The 20723-nt window shown below is 69.0% G+C and carries 6 protein-coding genes; 3 read left to right on the top strand and 3 right to left on the bottom strand.

Annotation, left to right across the window (positions count from 1 at the left end; all coding sequences use genetic code 11):
- Positions 1-93 precede the first annotated feature (93 nt).
- The 3 genes from CFB35_RS24945 (at position 94) to CFB35_RS24935 (ending at position 18063) form a co-directional block, all read left to right on the top strand.
- On the top strand, positions 94-4107 hold the full coding sequence (locus CFB35_RS24945) for a non-ribosomal peptide synthetase (protein ID WP_089465799.1): 4014 nt from the start codon (positions 94-96) through the stop codon (positions 4105-4107).
- A gap of 88 nt (positions 4108-4195) precedes the next feature.
- A complete protein-coding gene (locus CFB35_RS24940) occupies positions 4196-16810 on the top strand; it encodes a hybrid non-ribosomal peptide synthetase/type I polyketide synthase (RefSeq protein ID WP_089465691.1) in 12615 nt (4204 codons plus the stop codon).
- A complete protein-coding gene (locus CFB35_RS24935; protein ID WP_059584627.1) occupies positions 16807-18063 on the top strand; it encodes an MFS transporter in 1257 nt (418 codons plus the stop codon). The genes CFB35_RS24940 and CFB35_RS24935 overlap by 4 nt, the downstream gene beginning before the upstream one ends.
- Before the next feature lie 44 nt (positions 18064-18107).
- Here the strand turns inward: CFB35_RS24935 and CFB35_RS24930 are convergent, their stop codons facing one another.
- The 3 genes from CFB35_RS24930 to CFB35_RS35100 all read right to left on the bottom strand — a co-directional run bounded on the left by CFB35_RS24930 (position 18108) and on the right by CFB35_RS35100 (position 20075).
- A complete protein-coding gene (locus CFB35_RS24930; RefSeq protein ID WP_081059157.1) occupies positions 18108-18770 on the bottom strand; it encodes a helix-turn-helix transcriptional regulator in 663 nt (220 codons plus the stop codon).
- Positions 18771-19029: 259 nt separating this feature from the next.
- Positions 19030-19782 carry a thioesterase II family protein gene (locus CFB35_RS24925; RefSeq protein WP_059584631.1) on the bottom strand — a complete coding sequence of 251 codons (753 nt, stop codon included), beginning with the start codon at positions 19780-19782 and terminating at the stop codon, positions 19030-19032.
- 146 nt (positions 19783-19928) lie between these two features.
- Positions 19929-20075 carry a hypothetical protein gene (locus CFB35_RS35100; RefSeq protein WP_155634556.1) on the bottom strand — a complete coding sequence of 49 codons (147 nt, stop codon included), beginning with the start codon at positions 20073-20075 and terminating at the stop codon, positions 19929-19931.
- Positions 20076-20723 lie beyond the last annotated feature (648 nt).

Below are 20723 nucleotides of genomic sequence, written 5' to 3'. Positions count from 1 at the left end.
TGTTCTTCTTCCATTGTGATTCGGACTTTCAGGCATGTCGATCGAGTACGGTCGCATGCCAATTTTCAGCAACGAGAAAACAAGGGAGTGGTCGTGAGCAAACATTTCGATGAGACGGGCAATGTCCTTGATCGGTTGAGCGAATCCGCCGGCCGCAGCTACCCGGCGGGAACGGAGGCGCGGCTGTCGATGTCGCAGGAGCAGGCGTGGTTTCTCGAGATGCTGGTGCCGGACAGCATCGCGTACAACTTCCAGGCGGTCCTCAACCTGCGCGGCGCTCTCGACATCGGCGCGCTCGAGCGTGCGCTCGGGCGGCTCGTTCAGCGCCATCAGAGCCTGTCGACGGTATTCGTCGAGCACGACGGCGAGCCGGTGCAGCGCATCGAACCCGCATGGCCCGTCACGGTGCCCGTCGTCGACATGTCGAAGACGGCCGAGCACGCGCGCGACGCGTACATCGAATCGCTGATCAGGGTAGAAACGGGCGCCAAGATCGACGTCGGCACGCTGCCGCTGGTGCGCTGGGTTCTGTTCAAGCGCAGCGAGCATGATCATGCGCTGCTGCACATCGAGCACCACCTGATTCACGATGGCTGGTCGTTTCGTTTGTTCCTGCGCGAATTGAGTCACTTCTACAACGCGGAGCGTGGCAGGCAGGACCTTGCGCCGCTCGAGCCGGTCATTCAGTTCATCGACTATTGCGAGTTCGAACGTGCGTGGCTCGAATCGACGGCCGGCCTCGCGGGACGCGCGTACTGGCGGGAACGCCTGCGGACATGGTCCCCTTACGGCCATTCGCCGTTCCCGCGCGCCGGCGCGCCGGTCGCGAATCTCGATTTCGTTGGCAGTTCGGTATCGGTGCCGTTCCCCGCCGCGCTGGCCACGCGCCTGAAGCATTACGCGGCGCAGCGCAAGGCAACGCTGTTCGAGACGATGTTCTCGGTGTTTGCATCCGTGGTTGCCGCGCGCTCGGGCAATACACGCCAGATCGTCGGCACGGCCGTCGCTAATCGAGACGTCCAGGGGATTCAGAACACGATCGGCATGCTCGTGAACATGCTGCCGGTATGCGTCGAACTGTCGCCCGACATGCAATGGCCTGCCCTGATCGACCGCGTGAAGGACGAGATCCGCGCCGGATGCTCGCATTCGCACGTGCCGTTCTCGAGCATGGTCGCCGATCTTCAGCCCGAACGCGCGACGAATCTGCTGCCGTACATTCAGGTCGCGTTCAGTTTCCATAATTCGATGACGCGCAAGCTCGAATTCGACGGGCTGGACGTCGACATTCTCGAAGGGCTCAGCAATGGTTCGGCCAAGTTCGATCTGAACGTGATAGTCGTGTTCGACGACGAGACGCGCCCCGAAGCCGGTGGGCGCTTCATGCTCGAATATTCGACGTCCGCGGCGGCCGAGGCGGATGTGCTCGCGCTGATGAATGCGTTCTTCGCGACCGCGAATGCCTGGCTCGACGATCCCGATCGCCGTCTCGGCGCGCTTGCGGGCGCGCCGGCCGGTGGCGCGGACGATGCGCAGCCCGTGGCCGGCGACGCGGACGTCGCGTTCTGGCGCGCACAACTCGACACGGAGGTGGGCGAGCTGATCGCGGATGCACCTGCCGGGACGCCGCCCGTCGAGTTCTACACCGGGCGGCAGGACCCGGCCAGCGGCGCCGAGTCGCTCATGCAGTTGGACGCGGCATGCGACGCGAGCGGGATCGCGCCGGCCGCTGCGTCGCTCGCGCTGCATGCGGCGGCCCTCGCGCGCTTCAGCGGCAGTCTCGATGTCGTGATCGGGCTTGCATCGGACATCGACGGTCGCACACTGCCCGTGCCGCTGCCGGTCGCGCTGCACGTCGACCCGTCCGCCTCATTCGCCGAATTGTCCGGAATGGCCGGGCGCGCGTGGCGACAGGCAGTTGAGCGTCATGCACGCGCACCGCAGGCGTTGGATGTCGCGACGGCCGAATGGCGCGCGGGTACGGGCCATGCAACGGCGCCGGGCTTCCAGTCGACGTTCGCCGTGACGTACGACTCGCCCGCGTCGCACGCCGCGACGCAGGGCGGTCGCACCCGCATCGACGCGCTGCTGTGCGTTACGCCAGGCGGCACGACGCCGACCCCGGTTTATACCTCCGAAGGGTTGTCGGCGCAGACTGTCGCGTCGTTCGCGCGGGCGGTCGAACGGTTGGTCGATGCGGCCGCGCTGTCGCTCGACATGCGCATCGGCGCCGCCGACGCTGTGGGCGAGCCGGGCGAGATCGCCGCACTGCGCCGGCAGGCGGAAGGCGCGCGGCCGCCGTACCGGGAAGCGACGCTGCATGCGCTCGTCGAGCGCTGGGCGGCCGAACGGCCCGATGCGCCCGCGGTGCGGTGCGGCGAGACCGTATGGACCTATGCGGAACTCGATGCGAAAGGAAGCGAGGTCGCCGCGCACCTGATCGCGTGCGGCGTGCGGCCTGGGGATGTGGTAGGCGTCAGCATGGCCCGCTCGCCCGCGCAGGTGGGTGCGCTGCTCGGCATCCTGAAAGCGGGGGCCTGCTATTTGTCGCTCGATGCGGCACTGCCGGCCGCGCGTCGTGACTGGCAGGTCAGTGCAGCCGGAGTCGAGCATGTGTTGGTCGACGCGGACGCGCCGCCGTTCGCCGACGGTGTCGCGACCCACTGCGTCGATCGCGTGCCGCTCGGATCGTACGCCGGGATCCGCGATGCCGGCAGGCCCGACGCAGGCATCGACGCGCCGTGCTACTACATGTTCACGTCCGGTTCGACCGGCGAGCCGAAGGCGACGCCGAGCCGCCATCGCGACGTGGTGAATTTCCTGACGAGCGACAGCTGCGTGAAGATCGGGCAGGACGACCGCGTGCTGATGTTCGCGCCGCTCGCGTTCGACGCGTCGACGTTCGAGATCTGGGGCGCGCTGCTCAACGGCGCGCAACTGATCGTGCAGCCTGGCACGCATGCGAGCCTCGAGGATCTTGCCGATACGCTCGTGTCGTCGCAGGCGAGCGTGATATGGCTCACTTCCGCGTTGTTCCAGGAGATGGTCGCGCAGCATCCGCAAGCGCTGCGGCACGCGCGGCAGGTGCTGACCGGCGGCGACGTCGTGTCGACCGACGCGATGCGCGGTTTCTTCGCGGCAGGCGGGCGGGCGCTCACGGTGTGCTACGGGCCGACCGAAGGCACCGTGTTCACGACGGCATATACGCTCGAACGCCCGGAGGATATCGATGCGCGCGCGCTGATCGGTCGGCCGATTTCGCATCGCGACCTGTACGTGATCGACGTGTTTGGCAATCTGGCCGCGCCAGGCGTGCCCGGTGAACTGTACGTGGGCGGCGGCGTGACGGACGGCTATCTGAAGCGGCCCGACCTGACGGCGCAACGCTTTGTCACCCTGCCGTGGTTGAGTGGGCGCACGCTGTTCCGATCCGGCGACATCGGCCGCTGGACCGCCGAAGGTTGCGTCGAGTTCCTGGGCCGGCGCGACAGCCAGATCAAGATTCGCGGGTTTCGGATCGAGACGGGCGAAATCGAGCAGGCCATGCGGGCACTGGACGGCGTCGCCCAGTGCGCGGTGGTGGTGGTCGCGCAAGGGGCGGACAAGCGGATCGAGGCGTTCGTCACGGCCACGCGCGGCGCGACGCCCTCCGCGGCCGCGCTGCGCGACGCACTGGTCGATATCCTGCCCGACTACATGGTGCCCGCGCGCGTCCACGTCGTGGAGCGCCTGCCGTTGACGGCCAGCGGCAAGCTGGACAAGCGCGCGCTGCTCGACGCACTCGCGCCCGTGGAAACGGACGCGGGCGCCCGGGAGGATGTGCGCCGCACCGCACCGACCGGTGCGCTGGAAGAGGCGATTGCCGCAGTCTGGGCCGACGTGCTGAAACTCGACGTGATCGAGCGCGAGCAGGACTTCTTCTCGATCGGCGGCCACTCGCTCGCCGGCATGCGGATCGTATCGCGCCTCGGCAAGACGCTCGGCCGGCGCGTGTCGCTCGACACGCTGTTCCGCTTCCCGACGGTCGCGTCGTTCGCCGGCGCGCTGTCCGACAGCCCGGCCCACGCGACGCCGGCCGCCGCCGTGGCGGCCGGCCAGGCCGTCTGACCCGCGGCCGGCCCGGCCGAACCTTTCCCATCCTCGAAGCACCTCCGCGCGCGCCGACCGGCGCGCGCCTTCCATCCTGGAGCAATGCATGGATCTCGCAAGTCCGGCGGAAACGTCCGTCCAGTCCATCGCCGCCGGCCCGACCGGCATGTCCGCGGCTCAGCAGAGCCTGTGGTTCCTGAATCAGTTCGAACGTGGCGGGGTGACCTACAACGTCCCGTTCTCGTTGCGCCTGTCCGGCCGTGTCGACCCCGATGTGCTCGCGCGCGCGCTCGACGTCGTGCAGCGGCGGCATCCCGCGCTGCGCTGCCGGTTTCCGAGCCGCGGCGGCCAGCCGGTCGCGCAGATCGTCGACGCGCCGGCCGCACTGACGCGCGTCGACTTATCGAGCCTGCCTGATCCTGCGGCGAGCGTGGCCGAACTCGAGAGCGAGCAGGCGCGCGCGCCGTTCGACCTCGAGCGCGATGCTCCGTTGCGTGCGACGCTCGCGCGGGTGGCCGACGACGACTACCGTCTCGTCGCGACCGTGCATCACATCGTGTTCGATGGCCGTTCGCTGCAGCTGTTCCTCGATGAACTCGCGCGGGCGTATGCCGAACTCGCGCACGGCCGCGAACCGGACGCCGCGCCGCTCGACGACGGCCTGCATGCCGATGCGAACGCCGCATCCGCGGATCTCGCCGCCGGCCTCGCGCATTGGCAGGCCCGGCTGTCGGGCGCGCCTGCCGTGCTGCCGCTGCCGCTCGATCATCCGCGGCCGGCCGCGCGGCGCTTCAACGGGCGCCGGATCGAATTCGATGTGCCGCTCGATGTGGCCAACGGGCTCAAGGAGGTCGCGCGGGCGCGCGGCCTGTCGATGTACATGGTCGGGCTCGCGGCGTTCGCGGTGCTGCTTCGCCGCTATACGCACGAGGGCGACATCGTGATCGGATCGCCGATTTCGAATCGCTATGCGCTCGAGCGCGACGACGTGATCGGCTATTTCGTGAACACACTGCCCAACCGGGTCGACGTATCGGGCACGCCGACTTTTTCCGACGTGCTCGAACGCGTGCGTGCGACGGTGCTGGACACGCTCGAGCACGCATACGTACCGTTCGAGAAGATCGTCGAAGCCGTCCAGCCGCCGCGTTCGTTGGCTCATGCGCCGATATTCCAGGTGCTGTTCGATTTCGCGGCCGAAGGGTTCGAGGTGGACTTCGGCGCCGGAATCGAAGCGCGGATGCATACGCTGGACTCCTGCACCGCGAAGTACGATCTCAGCCTCACGCTGGCACTCGCCGGCGACGGCATGCGTGCAGCGTTCGAGTACGACTGCGACCTGCTCGGCGGCGCGCTCGTCGAGCAGATGACCGACAGCCTCGTGCGCATCCTGCGTTGCCTGGTGACCGACCCCGACGCGCGGATCGACGCGGCGCCGCTGCTGTCGCGCGAGGCCGCGGCCGCGATGCTGGCGCTCGCGAACGACGGCGCGCGAGACCCGGGCCGCCCATTCGTGCCGTTTCACCGCGCGTTCGAGCAGGCGGCGCAGCGCGACGGCGGTGCGCTGGCGCTGGTATACGGCGAGCGGCGCGCCACCTACGCGGACGTCGACGCGCGAGCGACGGCGCTGGCCGCGCAATTGCGGGCGTCGGGCGTGCGGCGCGGCGATCGCGTCGTCGTGTTGCGGCGCTATGGTCCGGACGTGGTCGTCGCGCTGCTCGCGATCCACAAGGCCGGCGCCGTGTTCGTGCCGGTGTCGCCCGACGACGCGAGACGCGATGCACTGATCGCCGACGTGGCGCCGGCGGCGATCGTCGTCGAACATCCGTGCGATGGCGCAGGGTTCGATTGCACCGCGATCGCGATGGAAGCGCTTGTGTGCGAGCCGGGCGCACCGCTCGCGGGCTTCGATCCCGATGGAGCGATGACGACCGCCGACGACATCGCCTATGTGATTTTCACGTCGGGCTCCACCGGTCGCCCGAAAGGCGTCGAGGTTTCGCACGGGAGCTGGATGTCGCTGTTTCATGCATTCGAGGCAGCTTACGGCCGCACGCAGCCGGGTGTGACGGCCGTGTTGCAGATGGCGAACCATACGTTCGACGTGTTCATGAGCGACGTGATTCGCGGCCTCGGCGGGGGAGGGCGGCTGATCATGTGCCCAAGGGAGAGCCTGACCGATGCGCAGGCGCTACATGCGCTGATCGAGCGCGAGCGTGCGACCGTGATGGAATTCGTGCCGGCCGTCGTGCGCCAGATGATCGAATATCTCGAACGCAGCGGCAAGCGCCTGGACGGGGTGCAGGCGGTCACGTGCGGTGCGGACGTCTGGTTCGTCCACGAGTACCGCAAGCTGCGCGCGCTGTGCGCGCCGGATACTCGCGTGCTCAGCGTGTATGGCGTGACGGAAGCCACGTGCGAAAGCGCGACCTTCGAGCCGCGCGACGCGTGGTACGAGTCCGAGCGCAGCATGCCGATCGGCACGCCGTTGCCGAACACGTCGATGTACGTGGTCGACGACGCACTGAATCTCGTTCCGCTCGGCGTGCCCGGTGAACTGCTGATCGGCGGCGGCGCCGTCGCGTCGGGTTACCTGAATCGGCCGGAGCTGACCCGCGAACGTTTCCCGGTCGGCGGGTTCGATGCCGACGGGCGCTTCGTGTCCGATCCGGGCGGCCGCCGCTTCTACCGCACCGGCGATCTTTGCCGGCATCTGGCGGACGGCACGATCGAGTTCATCGGCCGGCTCGACAACCAGGTCAAGGTTCGCGGCTTCCGGATCGAGCTCGGCGAGATCGAAAGCGTGCTCGCGGAGCATCCGGGCGTGCGCGAATGCGCGGTCGTGGCGCGCGGGGCGCCGGGCGGCGAGCTCGAACTGGTCGGTTATGCCGATGCGGGGGCAACCCGGGAAGCGTTGTTCGAGCATCTGCGCGCGCGGCTGCCCGAGCACATGGTGCCGCGTGCGCTGGTCCTGTTGCCGGCGCTGCCGCTGTCGCCGAACGGCAAGATCGACCGCAAGCGCTTGCCCGATCCGGACTGGGATGCGCTCGCGCATGCGTACGTCGCGCCGCGAAACCCGCTCGAGGCGCGGCTTGCGCAGGACTGGGAGGCGCTGCTGCGCACGACGCGCATCGGCGTGCACGACAATTTCTTCGAGCGAGGCGGCCATTCGCTGCTCGTCACGCAGGCGCTGACGCGCGTCCACGATGCGTTCGGCGTGAAATTGAAGGTGGCCGACGTGTTCGAGCGGCCCACGATCGAGCAGCTTGCCGAGCGCGTGATGGAGCACATGATGTCGGCTGCCCGGGAAGGCGTGGCCGCTCGCGCGGATGCGCCGATTCCGCGCGCGGACGGCCACGAGCGCCGGCGCCTGTCGTTCGCGCAGCGGCGTATGTGGTTCGCCCGGCAGGCGGAGCCGGGCGCGGCGTACAACATGCCGGAAGTGTTCCGTGTGCGCGGCCGCCTGGATCGAGACGCGCTCGAAGCGGCGCTGAACCGCGTGGTCGGGCGCCACGAGGTGCTGCGAACGCGCTTCACCGCGGACGTGCAGGCGTGGGTGGACGATGCCGGCCATCCGCGCCGCGAGCCGCTGGCGCAGATCGACGCCCCGGCGCCGGTGCCGTTCGTCGTCGAGCCGATCGAGCCGGGGCGCGTGAACGAGCGACTCGCGCGCGAAGCGGCGCGTCCGTTCGAGCTGGACCGCGAGTGGCCGATCCGCGCATTGCTGCTGCGCGTCTCGCCGGACGAACACGTGCTGTGCATCGTGCTGCATCACATCGCGTACGACGGCTGGTCGAGCGGGCTGTTGCGCCGCGAGCTGGCGCAAGCCTATCGGGCGTGCGCCGCAGGCGAGGCGCTCGCGTCGTGCGAGCCCGCGTTGCAGTATCAGGACTACGCGGCGTGGCAGCGCGCACGGACGGCGACGAGCGGTTTTGCGGAATCCGTCGCCGCATGGCGGGAGCGCCTGAGCGATCTGCCGTCCGCGCTGCCGCTGCCGGAGCGGACCGACGCGCCGGGCGCCGGCGCACCGGGCGCCGATTACGTCGATTTCGCGTTGCCCGCATCGTGCGCACCGCAGCTGAAGCGGCTGTGCGAGCGGCTGAACTGCACGCCGACGATGGTGATGCACGCGGCGCTCGCGGTCCTGCTGCATCGCTACACCGGGCAGGACGATATCGTGATCGGCATCCCGTTCGCGGGACGAGATCATCCGGATGCCGAAGCGTTGATGGGGTTCTTCGTCAATCTGTTGCCGGTACGGTTGCAGTTGGACGCGCCGATGCGACTCGGGGACGTTATCGCAGCAAGTCGGCGCATGCTGCTCGAGGCCGGCGCCGGACAGTCGGTGCCGCTCGATCATCTCGTCGAAACGCTGAATCCGGCTCGCGCGCCGGGTCGGCACCCGTTCTTCCAGATCGGGCTGGTGGTGCAGAGTGCGGCGCCCGAGGCGCTCGACCTGGCGGGGCTGGCGGTGGACGAGCTCGCGGTCGCGCCCGCCGACGTCAAGCTCGACCTGATGGTCGAAGTGCGCGCATTCGACGGCGCATCGCTCGGCGGCAGCTTCAAGTACCGTACGTCACGCTACGCGCGCGCATTTGTGGGCGGGCTCGCGCGCCATTTCGGCGAATTGCTGCGCAATCTGCTGGCCGATGCCGGCCAGACCGTGTCGGACGTGATGATGCTGCCGGCCGACGAATACGCGGCATTGACGGACGCGTGCCGTGGGCCGCGGCGCGATTTCGGCGCGACGGGTGACGTGATCGCGCAACTGGAAGCGCACGCGGCGGCGACGCCGGACGCGATTGCGCTGGAGTTCGACGCACGGCGCTGGACCTACGCGCAGCTCGACCAGCTCGCGAACCGGATCGCCGGCGCGCTGCGCGCGCACGGCGCGACGCCCGGCACGCATGTCGGGCTGTTCACCGGACGCCATCCCTATCTCGTTGCAGGCATGCTCGGCGCGCTGAAGGCGCGCTGCGCGTTCGTGCCGCTGAATCCCGACGACACGGTGGACGGAGGTCTCGGCTACACGGTGGCCGACGCCGGCGTGCGGCTGGTCGTCGCCCAGCGCGACCTCGCGGCGCGCTGCGCCGCGCTCGGCGTGACGACACTGATCGCCGACGATATCGACGACGACCGCGCGCCGGCCGTGCGCGCGCCGGGTCTCGTGCACGCGCCGACCGATCTCGCGTACGTGCTTTACACGTCGGGCTCGACCGGACGTCCGAAAGGCGTGATGGTGACGCGGCGCAACCTGCTCAATACCGCGCACGCATTCGCAGCGTCCGTCGGGCTGCATCCGGGCGCGCGCCAGCTGCAGTATTTTTCGCCCGTCTTCGACGGCGTGTGCGGCGAAGTGTTTCCGGTGCTCGTGTCGGGCGCGACGCTCGTGTTCGCGCCCGCCGCCCGGCTGCTGCCGGGGCCCGAGCTGCTCGGGCTGCTGCGCGCCGAGCGGATCACGCATCTGCAGATCACGCCGACCGCGCTACGCCTGCTGCCGTACGCCGAGTTGCCGGAGCTTGCGACGATCGTGGCCGCGGGCGAGGCCTGTCCGGCGAACATCGCGCGGGAGTGGGCGCAAGGCCGGCGCTTCATCAATGGTTATGGGCCGACCGAGACGACGATCTACGCATCGGCGACCGACTATTGGGATGCCCGCGGCGCGCTGGTGTTGCGACCGCTGGCGAACGTGACGTTCGAGGTGCTCGATCGCTACGGCCATCCGTTGCCGTGCGGCGTGCCCGGTGAGCTGTACATCGGCGGCGAGGGCGTGGCGGCCGGCTACCTGAACCTCGACGAGGAGACCGCGCGCCGCTTCGTGCCGGATCCGCGTTCAAGCGAGCCCGGCGCGCGCCGCTACCGGACCGGCGACTACGTGATCCGCCAGCCGGACGGCAGCCTGACGTACGTCGGACGCGCGGACGCGCAGGTCAAGATCCGCGGCTTCCGGGTCGAACCGGGCGAGGTGGAGGCGCGCCTGAACGCGCTGCCGGGGATCACGCAGGGCGTCGTGCTCGCGCCGTTCGATGCGAACGGGCATCGGATCCTGGTCGGCTACTACGTGGGCGAACCCGCGGAAGGCGAGGTGCGCACGCGGCTTGCGCAGCAATTGCCGGCCCATCTTGTTCCGGAGCGCCTCGTGAGGCTGCCCGATCTGCCGCGCGCGCGTACCGGCAAGGTGGACCGCAACGCGCTCGCCGCCCAGGCGGCCGGGCCGGTCGCGCCTGTCGCGCCCGTCGCGCCCGTCGCGCCCGTCGCGGACGCACCGGCCGGCGATGCTTCGGCGCCACCGGCAGCTGCTGCCAAGGTGCAGGGCCAACGTGTGCCGACCGACGGCCGCCGGCTCCTCGCGCACGTGAAAGCGATCTGGCAAGCCGTGCTCGAACGCGACGACGTCGAGCCCGACAGCAATTTCTTCGATCTCGGCGGGCATTCGCTGCGGATCGTCGAGATGCGCAAGCGCCTCGAGGACGCGTTTGCGACTCGGATCGCGATTGCCGACCTGTTCGAGCATCCGACGTTGCGCGCACTGGTCGCGCACCTGGAGCGTAACCGCGTGAGCGTGGCCGAAGCCGAGGCCGACGATGCGCCGGCGCAGGCTGCGGCCGCGGCCGATGCGCCGGCCGCCGTGCCGCCGGCAAGCGATCGCGCGATCGCGGTGATCGGGATGGCGGGCCGCTTCTGCGGCGCTCCCGATCTGCAGGCCTTCTGGGACAACCTGCTCGACGGCGTCGAGTCGACGCTGCACTTCAGCGACGAACTGCTCGCCGAACACGGCGTCGATGCGCAGACGCGCGCGCAGCCGGACTTCGTCGGGCTCGGCAACCGGCTCGAGGACGTGGACGGCTTCGACGCCGAGTTCTTCGGCTACTCCGCTCGCGAAGCGGCGCTGATGGACCCGCAGCAGCGACTGTTTCTCGAGTGTGCGTGGGAGGCTGCCGAGGCGGCCGGCTATGGTGCCGCGCGCGGCGCCCGGGTGGGCGTGTTCGCGAGCGCCGGCACGAGCCACTATCTGCTCGACAACGTCTATCCGCGCAGACGCGAACTGAAGCTCGAGAACATCCAGTGGCTGCTCGGCAACGGCCGCGACTTCCTCGCCACCCGCGTCGCGTACAAGCTGGGCCTGGCCGGCCCGGCCGTGACCGTCGAGACCGCCTGCTCGTCCTCGCTCGTGGCAGTGCATGCCGCTTGCGCGAGCCTGCGCGCGGGCGACTGCGAGATGGCGCTCGTCGGCGGCGTGTCGCTCGAGGCAGAGTATTACGGTTATCGACCCATGCCGGACAGCATCATCTCGACGGACGGCCGGTGCCGGCCGTTCGACGCCGATGCGTCCGGCACGACGGGCGGCAGCGGCTGCGCGGTCGTCATGCTCAAGCCGCTCGCGAAGGCGCTGGAGGACGGCGATCACGTGCATGCGGTGATCCGGGGCTCGGCGATCAACAACGACGGCGCCGGCAAGGTGAGCTACACCGCGCCGAGCGTCGCCGGGCAGGCCGGCGTCATCGCGGCCGCGCTGCGGGATGCCGACGTGCCGGCCGACACGGTCGGGTACGTGGAAGCGCACGGTACCGGCACGCGGCTTGGCGATCCGGTCGAATTCCGCGCGCTCACGCAGGCCTATGCCCCGAACGGCGCATGGCCGGCCGGCCGCCGGTGCGCGCTCGGCTCGCTTAAGGCGAACCTCGGGCATCTCGATGCGGCGGCAGGGATCGTCGGCTTCGTGAAGGCCGTTCTCGCCGTCGAGCACGGCGAGGTGCCGCCGATGCCATATTTTACGAAACCGAATCCCGAGATCGATCTCGAGGGCAGCCCGTTTCATATCAACACCGAGCGGTACACGTGGCCCGATGCACCCTGGCCACGTCGCGCGGGCGTCAGCTCGTTCGGGATCGGCGGCACCAATGCGCACGTGATCGTCGAGGCGCCGCCGCCGCGGCCGTCGCCGTCGTCCGACGCACCCGATGCTGGCGTGCAGGTTCTGCCGCTGTCGGCCCGCACGCCGGCCGCGCTTCGACGCATGCGTCGCCGCCTGGCCGCGCACCTGCGCGCGTCGTCCGCGCGGCTGTCAGACGTCGCGTTCTCGCTCGGCGCGGGCCGTGCGCGATTGCCGGTGCGCGACACGATCGTGTGCGCGACGCGCGAGGCCGCATGCACGGCGCTGGACGCGCCGTGGGATGCGCCGGCGGGTGAGCCGCGGGAAAATCGCCCGGTCGTGTTCATGTTCCCCGGTCAGGGGGCGCAGCATATCGGGATGCTGAAGGGGCTCTATGAACGCGAACCGGCATTCCGCGACGCGCTGGACGAATGCGCGGCGCTGCTGCGCACGCAGCACGGGCTCGACATCCTCGCGGCCATGTACCCGGACCCCGGCAGGGAGACCGATGCGTCCGCCGGGCTGCGCGAGACGGGTATCGCGCAACCGGCGCTGTTCGCCGTCGACTATTCGTGCGCGATGCTGCTGCGCGCTCGCGGTGTCGAGCCGGACGCGCTGATCGGCCACAGTCTCGGCGAGCTGGTCGCCGCGTGCGTCGGCGGCTACTACACGCTGGCGGATGCGCTCGCAATCGTCGCGACGCGCGGACGCCTCATGCAGGCCGCCGATCGCGGCGCGATGCTTGCCGTCGCGCTGGACGAGCACGCATGCGCGCGCTGGCTCGACGCGGACGTGGAGCTGGCGGCCGTCAACGGTCGCAACCAGTGCGTGCTGGCCGGCGGGACCGAGGCGATCGAGCGGCTGCGGCAAGCGCTTGCCGAGGCAGGCGTGCAGAGCCAGCCGCTTGCGACGTCGCACGCATTTCATTCGCACCGGATGGCGGCGGCCGCGCAGGCGCTCGAGGCCTTCGTCGCCCGGATTCCGGTGCAGGCGAGCACGGTGCCCGTCATATCGAACCGCACCGGCGCCTGGTTGTCGCTCGACGCCTCCAACCACGCCGGCTATTGGGCATCGCACCTGCGCGACACGGTGCGTTTCGCCGACGGGATCGCGACGTTGCACGACGCGTTCGATGCGCCGCTGCTCGTCGAAGTAGGCCCGGGGCGGACGCTGCGCACCGCGCTGGAAGCGGACGGCCGGGCATACGATGTGCTCGGCTGCGGCCGTCATCCGCGCGATCGTTCGGACGACGTGTCGACCTTCGCGCATGCGATCGCCACATTGTGGCGGCTGGGTGCACGCGTCGACTGGCGCCGCGCGTGCGGCAGCAACGCCGCGCGGCGCGTGCCGCTGCCGGCTTATCCGTTCGCGCGCACACGACACTGGATCGACGCGCCGGTCGAGCGAAGCGGGCCGCCGGCGCTTTACCGTCACTGGCGGCGTGTTGCCGGCGGGCGGCGCACGTACGAGCTTGCATTGCCGCCGTCGTGGTGGGTCGTCGACGAGCATCGCGTGTTCGACGGCAAGCCGGTGCTGCCCGGCACCGGCTGTCTCGAGCTCGTGCGAGGCGCATTCGAGCGGATGGGACACGGGCCGCGGATTGCATTGAGCGACGTCTATTTCCCGGCGCCGCTCGTGCTCGACGACGCGCACGGCGCACGTATCGTGCGCGTGAGCTTCGGCGGCGCGGACGGCGGTGTTCAGGACTTCGCAGTCACCTCCGCCGCCGCGGACGATGCGGCGGCGTGGACCGTGCACGCGCAAGGCACGATCGCCGATGCCGACCAGATGCCGGCTCCGCCGGCCCGGTTCGAGCACGTGCGCGCGCAGCGTGCGGACACGCTCGCGAGTCCCGCCGCGCGCGCCGCGCTCGACGACCGGCTCGCGCTGTTCGGCCCGCGCTGGCATTGTTTCCGCGCGTTGTGGCTCGGCGACGACGAAGGGGTCGCGCAGCTCGAGCTCGATCCCGCGTTCGCGGCCGACCTGGAGAATGCGCCGCTGCACCCGGCGTTGCTCGACATGGCCACCGGTTTCCTGTCGACGCTGGAAAACCGCGGCGCGCGGCTGCCGTTCCACTATCGCAGGCTGTCGCTCCATGCACCGTTGACCGCGCGGCTGTTCAGCCATGCGCGCCGCGTGCGCGAGAACGTCTTCGATGTGACGCTGTTCGCGCTCGACGAGGCGGGAGGCGTCGGGCCCGCGCTCGTCGAGGTGGAGGGCTTCACGCTGCGCGACGAGCGTGCGCCCGCGGCGGCGGCCGACCGCTCGTCGCCGGCCGCATGGTGCTCGCGCCCCGCATGGCGGCCCGCACTGCCGCCGCGCGGCGATGCGTTGCCCGATGCGGCCTGGACGATCGTCGCACGCGGCAAGTCGATGCGCGACGCGATCGCGACGCATGCACCGCACGGCAGCATCCTGGTCGACGAGGATGCGCGCGGCACGCACGCGCCCGAGGCCGGCGACGGTTACGGCCATGCGCGCGCGTTCGAACGGAATTCCCGGCCGGCGCAGATCCTCTATTGCGTCGGCGCCGACGATCGCGGTTCGGCGGTGGAGCGCTTCGACGATCTGATGCGCCTGTTGCAGACGTTCGGCCCGCAAGCCGCATCCGGCACGGTTCTGACGCTCGTCACCACGGGCGCCTGCGCCGTGCGTGCCGGCGAACGGCCGAGCGGCGTGCAAGCCGCGCTGGTCGGCGCACTGCGTGCAGCGAGCCGGGAGTTCGCGCATCTGCGCTGTCGCCACGTCGATCTTCCGGCCGAGCCGGGCGATGCCGATCATGCGGCGCTGCGCGGGCTGCTTGCGCGCGCCGACGCCGGCTCGCCGGCGCCGCTCGTGCCGACGCTCGTGCCGACGCTCGCGCTGCGCGACGGCACGTTCCACGAGCCGGGCTTCCGGGCGCTGCCCGACGTGGACGCGACGCCTGTGCTGGTCGACGGTGGCGCGTACGTGATCACGGGCGGCCTGGGCGGCATGGGGTTGACGTTTGCCGAGCATATCGCGCGCCGAGTCGCCGCGCCGCGCCTGTTCCTGGTATCGCGCACGGTCGATGCGTCGCGGCCGGACGTCGCGGCGGCGACTGCCGCGCTGCGTGCGCTCGGCGCCGACGTGACGCTCGTGCAGGCCGACTGCGGCGAACCTCGCGCGTGGGCCGCGGCGCTGGCGGATATCGCCGCACGCTGCGGCCGCATCGACGGAGCGATCCACGCGGCGGGGATCGAGGCCAGCGGGCCTGTCCAGCTCGGCGAGCCGGCAGCATGGGCGCGCGTGCTGGCGCCGAAGACGCTCGGCACGGACGCGTTGCTCGATGCGCTGCGCGCGCACCGGCCGGATTTCGTGCTGCTGTGTTCGTCGCTGGCGGCGCTCGTCGGCGGTCTCGGCCAGGCCGACTACGCGGCGGCGAACGCGTATCTCGACGCGGTCGCGCATGCGGCGCGCCACGACGGGCTGCCGGTCGTCTCGATCAACTGGGATGCCTGGGCCGAGGTCGGCATGCGGGTCGCATACGATCGTGCTCATCCGAACCAGACGCCGATCGACGCGGCCCACGGTCTGCTGAACGACGAGGGCTGCCGCGTGTTCGACATCGCGCTCGCGCACGATGGCGCGCAAATCGCGGTGAACAAGGCCGAGGACATCGAGGTGTGGCTGCGCCGCCTCGCGGGCGGGACCGATGCGCGCGGCGAGCGCGGCGACGCGCATGCGGCGCCGGCCGTCGACGAGCGGATCGCACCGCGCAACGACGTCGAGCGCGAGCTGGCGCAACTCTGGCGCGAGCTGCTGGGCGGCGAACTGCCCGGCGTGACCGACAATTTCTTCACGCTGGGCGGGCACTCGTTGCTCGGCGCGCAGCTGATATCGCGCGTGCGGGAGCGCTTTGCGAATTGCCTGACGCTTGCCGAGTTTCTGGACGAGCCTACGATCGAACGGATGGCGCGGTCGCTCGGCGCGCCGGACGCGGCCGATACGGCCCGCGGCGAGGATGACGCGCACGTGCGCTACTGCCTCGTGCCCGTGCAGCGTACCGGTGCCGGGACGCCGTTCTTCTGCGTACCGGGCATGGGCGGCAACGTTACCCAGGTGCTGCCGCTCGCACGCGCGATGGGAGCGGCGCGGCCGTTCTACGGTCTGCAGTGCCTCGGGCTCGACGGCAAGGCCGAACCGCACGATAGCGTCGAGGCGATGGCCGAGCACTACGTGCGCTGCATCCGCACCGTTCAGCCTCACGGGCCGTATCTGCTGGGCGGCCATTCGCTCGGCGGCAAGGTCGCGCTCGAGATGGCGCGACGGCTCGACGCCGAAGGGGAGCCCCCCGGCCTGATCGCGTTGTTCGACTCCGCTGCGCCGCCGTACCTGCGCATGACGACGCCGACCGATGCCCAGGTAGTCGGTTCGCTGCTGGGCATTTTCGGACGCTACTCGGGCAAGCCAGTCGACGTGACGCGCGATATGCTGGCGCGTCTCGAAGCCGCATCGCACGAAGAACGCCTGCGCTTCCTGAAGACGCAGCTCCAGGCTCACGGGTTGATCGACGCGCGCGCCGACGACGGCAGCATCGGCGGCATCTTCAACGTCTATCGCGCGGCCGCGGCGTTCGGAATGGCTTACGACCCGCCGAAGCAACCGTCGGACTGGTCGTTCGTGCTGTTCCGGGCGGTCGATTCGATGCCGTCGGGCATCAATCTGCCGGAGATCCGGCAGACGCCCGCGTGGGGTTGGGAGGCATTCAGTCGCGCACCGGTCGAATGCATTGACGTGCCGGGCGATCACTTCACGTGCCTGTCCGACGTGCACGCCCATGCGATCGCGCTGCCGCTGGCCGATCGCCTGCAGGCGTTCGAGCGATGAGCGCGCAACCGCACGTCAACGGCGCGCCGCCTGCCGGGCACGGCGGCACGCGCGCGGTGCGCGTGGTGCTCGCGATCCTCGCGCTCGACGTTCTCGGCACGGGGCTGGCGATGCCGGTGCTGCCGACGCTCGTCGCGGGGCTCGCGGGCCTGTCGCCCGCGCGCGTTTCGCTCGTGCTGGGCGCGGCGATCGCGTCCTACTCGGCAATGCAGTTCCTGTGCGCACCGATGCTGGGCGCGCTCAGCGACCGGTACGGACGCCGCCCGGTGCTGCTGGCCGCGCTCGTCGGCATCGCGGCGAGCCACTGGACCGTCGCGTTCGGTGGCGGTCTGGCGTCGCTGCTGATCGGCCGCGCGCTCGGCGGTGCCGCCGCCGCGAACGTGTCGACGGTGATGGCGTATCTGGCCGATGTCAGCGACGGCGAGCGCCGCACGCATCTGTACGGCAGCGCGGGCGGGGTCATCGCGGTCGGACTCGTGGCTGGCCCGGTCGCTGGCGGCTGGCTCGCGTCGTTCGACCCGTACCTGCCGTTCGCGATCGCCGGCGCGCTGGCCGCGCTGAATGCGGCGTACGTCGCATCGTGGCTGCCGGAAAGCCTGCCTGCCGCGCACCGGCGAACGTTCGACTGGCGCCGTGCGCAGCCTTTGGGCAGCCTGCGCGCGCTGTTCGGCAACCAAACGCTGCGTCCGTACCTGCTGGCGTTACTGCTGACCTGGGCCGCATACGGCGTGTTCCAGAGCTGCTTCGTGCTCGCGAACCAGGCGCGTTACGGATGGAGCGTGATCGATGCGTCGCGGGCGCTCGCCGCGCTCGCTGTCGGGATGGCCCTGTCGCAACGCTATCTCGTGCGTCGGTTGACCGCGCGCGTCGACAACCGAGCGATCCTCGCACTGGGTTACGGCTGTTGTGCGGTCGCGTATCTGTGCTATTTCGCTGCTTCGTCTCCATGGCTCACGTACGCGGGGATGATGGCCCAGGCACTGGGACTCGTGGCCGACCCCGCGCTGCGCGCCGAGTTGTCGCGCCATGCGTCCGACCGGCATCAAGGCGAACTGCAGGGCGGTCTCGCGTCGCTCGTCAGTCTGGTCGGGGCGATCGCGCCGCTCCTCGGGTCGGCCGCGCTCGCCGCGGCCGCGCGCACGGGCGGTGGCGCGGCCGCGGCGGGATGGCCGTTCGCGCTGGGCGTCGCGTCGTACGCGTGCGCGCTTGCCATCGTGGCGCGTGCGCCGGCGAGGCGCGCCGCTGCTCGCTGAGCGGGCCATGCCGCGCGGCGCATGTCGCGCGGCATGGTACGGCCTCAGATCAGGCCGAGTACCATCGCCTTCACGACCGCTTGCAGTGTATTGGTCGCATTCATCTTGAGCATCGCGTTTTTCAGGTGGAAATAGACGGTGCGTGTCGTGAGCCCGACGATAGACGCGACTTCGCCGGCCGTCTTGCCGAGCGCGGTCCACCGCAGCAGTTCCCGTTCGCGGTCCGTAAGACTGCACACGTCGCCCGTTTTCGGCGTCGGCGCCGACAGCGCGATGAACTTCGCATGGATCGCGCCGGCGAGCCACGCGATGTACGGGGCATTCGTCGCCTTTTCCTCGACTCTTACAGGTGTGATTTCTCGTCCGACCGAAAACAGGGCGGGTAAATCGGCACCGATCCAGCTGCACTGGGTAAGAACGAAGCGTGCGCCGTCGCTCCATTCTGCCAGGCCTTTGGTTCGGAGTGCGGCATAGACGGGACTGCCACCCGGAAGGAAATCCGCATCCTTGTAATACTTGATCCAGCTTTCGTATTGCCCGCGGTCGGAAAAGAATTCCGAGTCGTTGCCGGAGCATGTGGATTTGACTTCGAAAAGCCAGTTGGAAAAGCCGATCCTCGATACAGCGCGCGAGGCTGTATCGGCAAGATCGGACATGGTCTTCGCATTCTCTATGCCCAAGTAAATTTCATGCCATTGAGTCGTCATGGTTCGATACCCGATGAAATTTGAATAAATTCGGCCCGTGTTACTGAAGGTGTCTCCCGCTGACCGATAGCGCTTGCTTATTCATCGTTATGGACTTTCAACTCATACTGATCGTGTCGATCGAGGTCGTTCTCCTTTTCAATCCCGATGTCGGCATGCAATGCCGCAAATGCCGGCAGGTGCGACCGGTGCGCGGCACCGGGCGTACACTGGCCGGCAGATTTCCCCGCGGCATGCTGGTGCCGATTTGACGGGACTGCTACGTAGGGTCGGTCAGCGCGGCGACGACGCGGTTCCGAATCTCCTGTTCCCACGCCTGGAGAAAGAAGTGCCCGCCGTCGAACCGGTGCAGCGCGAATGGCCCCCCGCTGTAGCGGGCCCACTCGGCCAATGCATCGCTCGCGACATGGGGATCGCGCAGACCACCGAACACCGTCAGCCCGCACGGCAACACGAATGGCGTATCCACCCGGTACCCGTCGGCGAGTGCGAGATCGGCACGCAGCGACGTCAGGAAGTGCCCTAGCCATTCGGGCTCCGACAGCAAGGCAGCCGGCGTTCCGCCCATCGCTTTCAGCCACTCGATCAGTTCCGGATCGGATAGCCGATGGGCCGGCGGCCCGCTTGGCGCCACGTGCGGCGCGCGGTGTGCGGCGCTGAATGCGTGCGAAGGGGTGGGAAGGCCGCGCCGAACGAGTTCCCTTGTCCATTCGATGCTGACGACGCTGCCCAAGCTGTAGCCGAACGTGCCAAACGGCTTGTCGAGCAGGCCGGCCGCCGCCGTCGCAAGCGCGGTGCACATTGTGTCGAGCGACGTGAGCGCCGCTTCCGCAAAGCGGGTTTGGCGCCCCGGTGGTTCGATGGCGACGACTTCGAGCCAGTCTGGCAGTTCAAACGCCCAGCTCCGGTACAGCAGCGATCCGCCGCCGGCATACGGGAAGCAGAACAGCCGGTGCGTTGCCCGGGGACGCGGGCGATGCAGGACGAACCAGGGTGTGTGATTGATGAGCATGCGGATTCGGAGTGGAAATCACGGCGCAGCGCAGGCGGACAGCGTGTGTAGAGGGCACGGGACGCGCATTTCGAGAGGAAGCGGAATCGCCCCATTCCGACGTGAGCGTGACGTCCGGATGGCGAGTGAGCCGTTGCGAGGACGCATCAGATCCCGCAGGCAAGCACCACGGCCTGATCGGCGGGCGGCGCGTCGTGATGGAGGCGGAACCTGTCGATCGCACCGAGACTGTGAAGAAACGTGCGTCGGAAGAGGTCGGCATTCGTTTCGAGTCGATGTTTCGTGTCGGTCATGTTCGTATCGTTCTGTCGTCCATAACTTGATTCATGCAGCGATAAGCGACTCGCGCAACGACGGCAAACGTTTGCGCTTGCGAGCGTATGCGGAGAACGGCGAGTTCGTCGGGTTAACGAACACAGGACGAAAATATATAAGGTGAATCACGCCGGAATCCTCAAAAAATCTCATGGAAGGCATCAAGTGCTGTCGTAATCGCGGCGGAATTCCTGGTCATCCGAATATCGATGGACCACCGATGTCCGGATTATATGGATGAAAATCGCTTAAAAAGCACCAAATATGCACAAAAAATTGAAAAATTTTTAGATATACGGCTAACTGAATTGATATGGATAGTTGGATTTTTGCTAAGAGACGATTTCAAAAACACTCATCGAGAATGTTGACTTTCGTGGTGAGCTGTCAAGCGAGTCGCCGGGCGACTGCGCGGCGAGGGGCCGCGGACGCGCCATGCCTTTCCGCCCACAAGGGCCGACGATACGGTTGTCCGGTCCGAGCGAAGTGGAAAACACGCTGAACCAGCGCGCGGGCGTGTCCTTCAAGGGCGATCTGCCGAAATGCGCGCCGGCTGGCACGGCAACCGCGCCGGGCACGACATGCGGCGGGCTGCGAATCAACGCGTAGCGGATCACGCCGGACGG

The sequence above is a fragment of the Burkholderia sp. AU16482 genome (assembly GCF_002223285.1).
In the GTDB taxonomy this organism is placed as follows: Bacteria; Pseudomonadota; Gammaproteobacteria; order Burkholderiales; family Burkholderiaceae; genus Burkholderia; species Burkholderia semiarida.
Note: the sequence above shows the minus strand (reverse complement) of the source record. Positions and strands in the feature narration are given on the sequence as shown.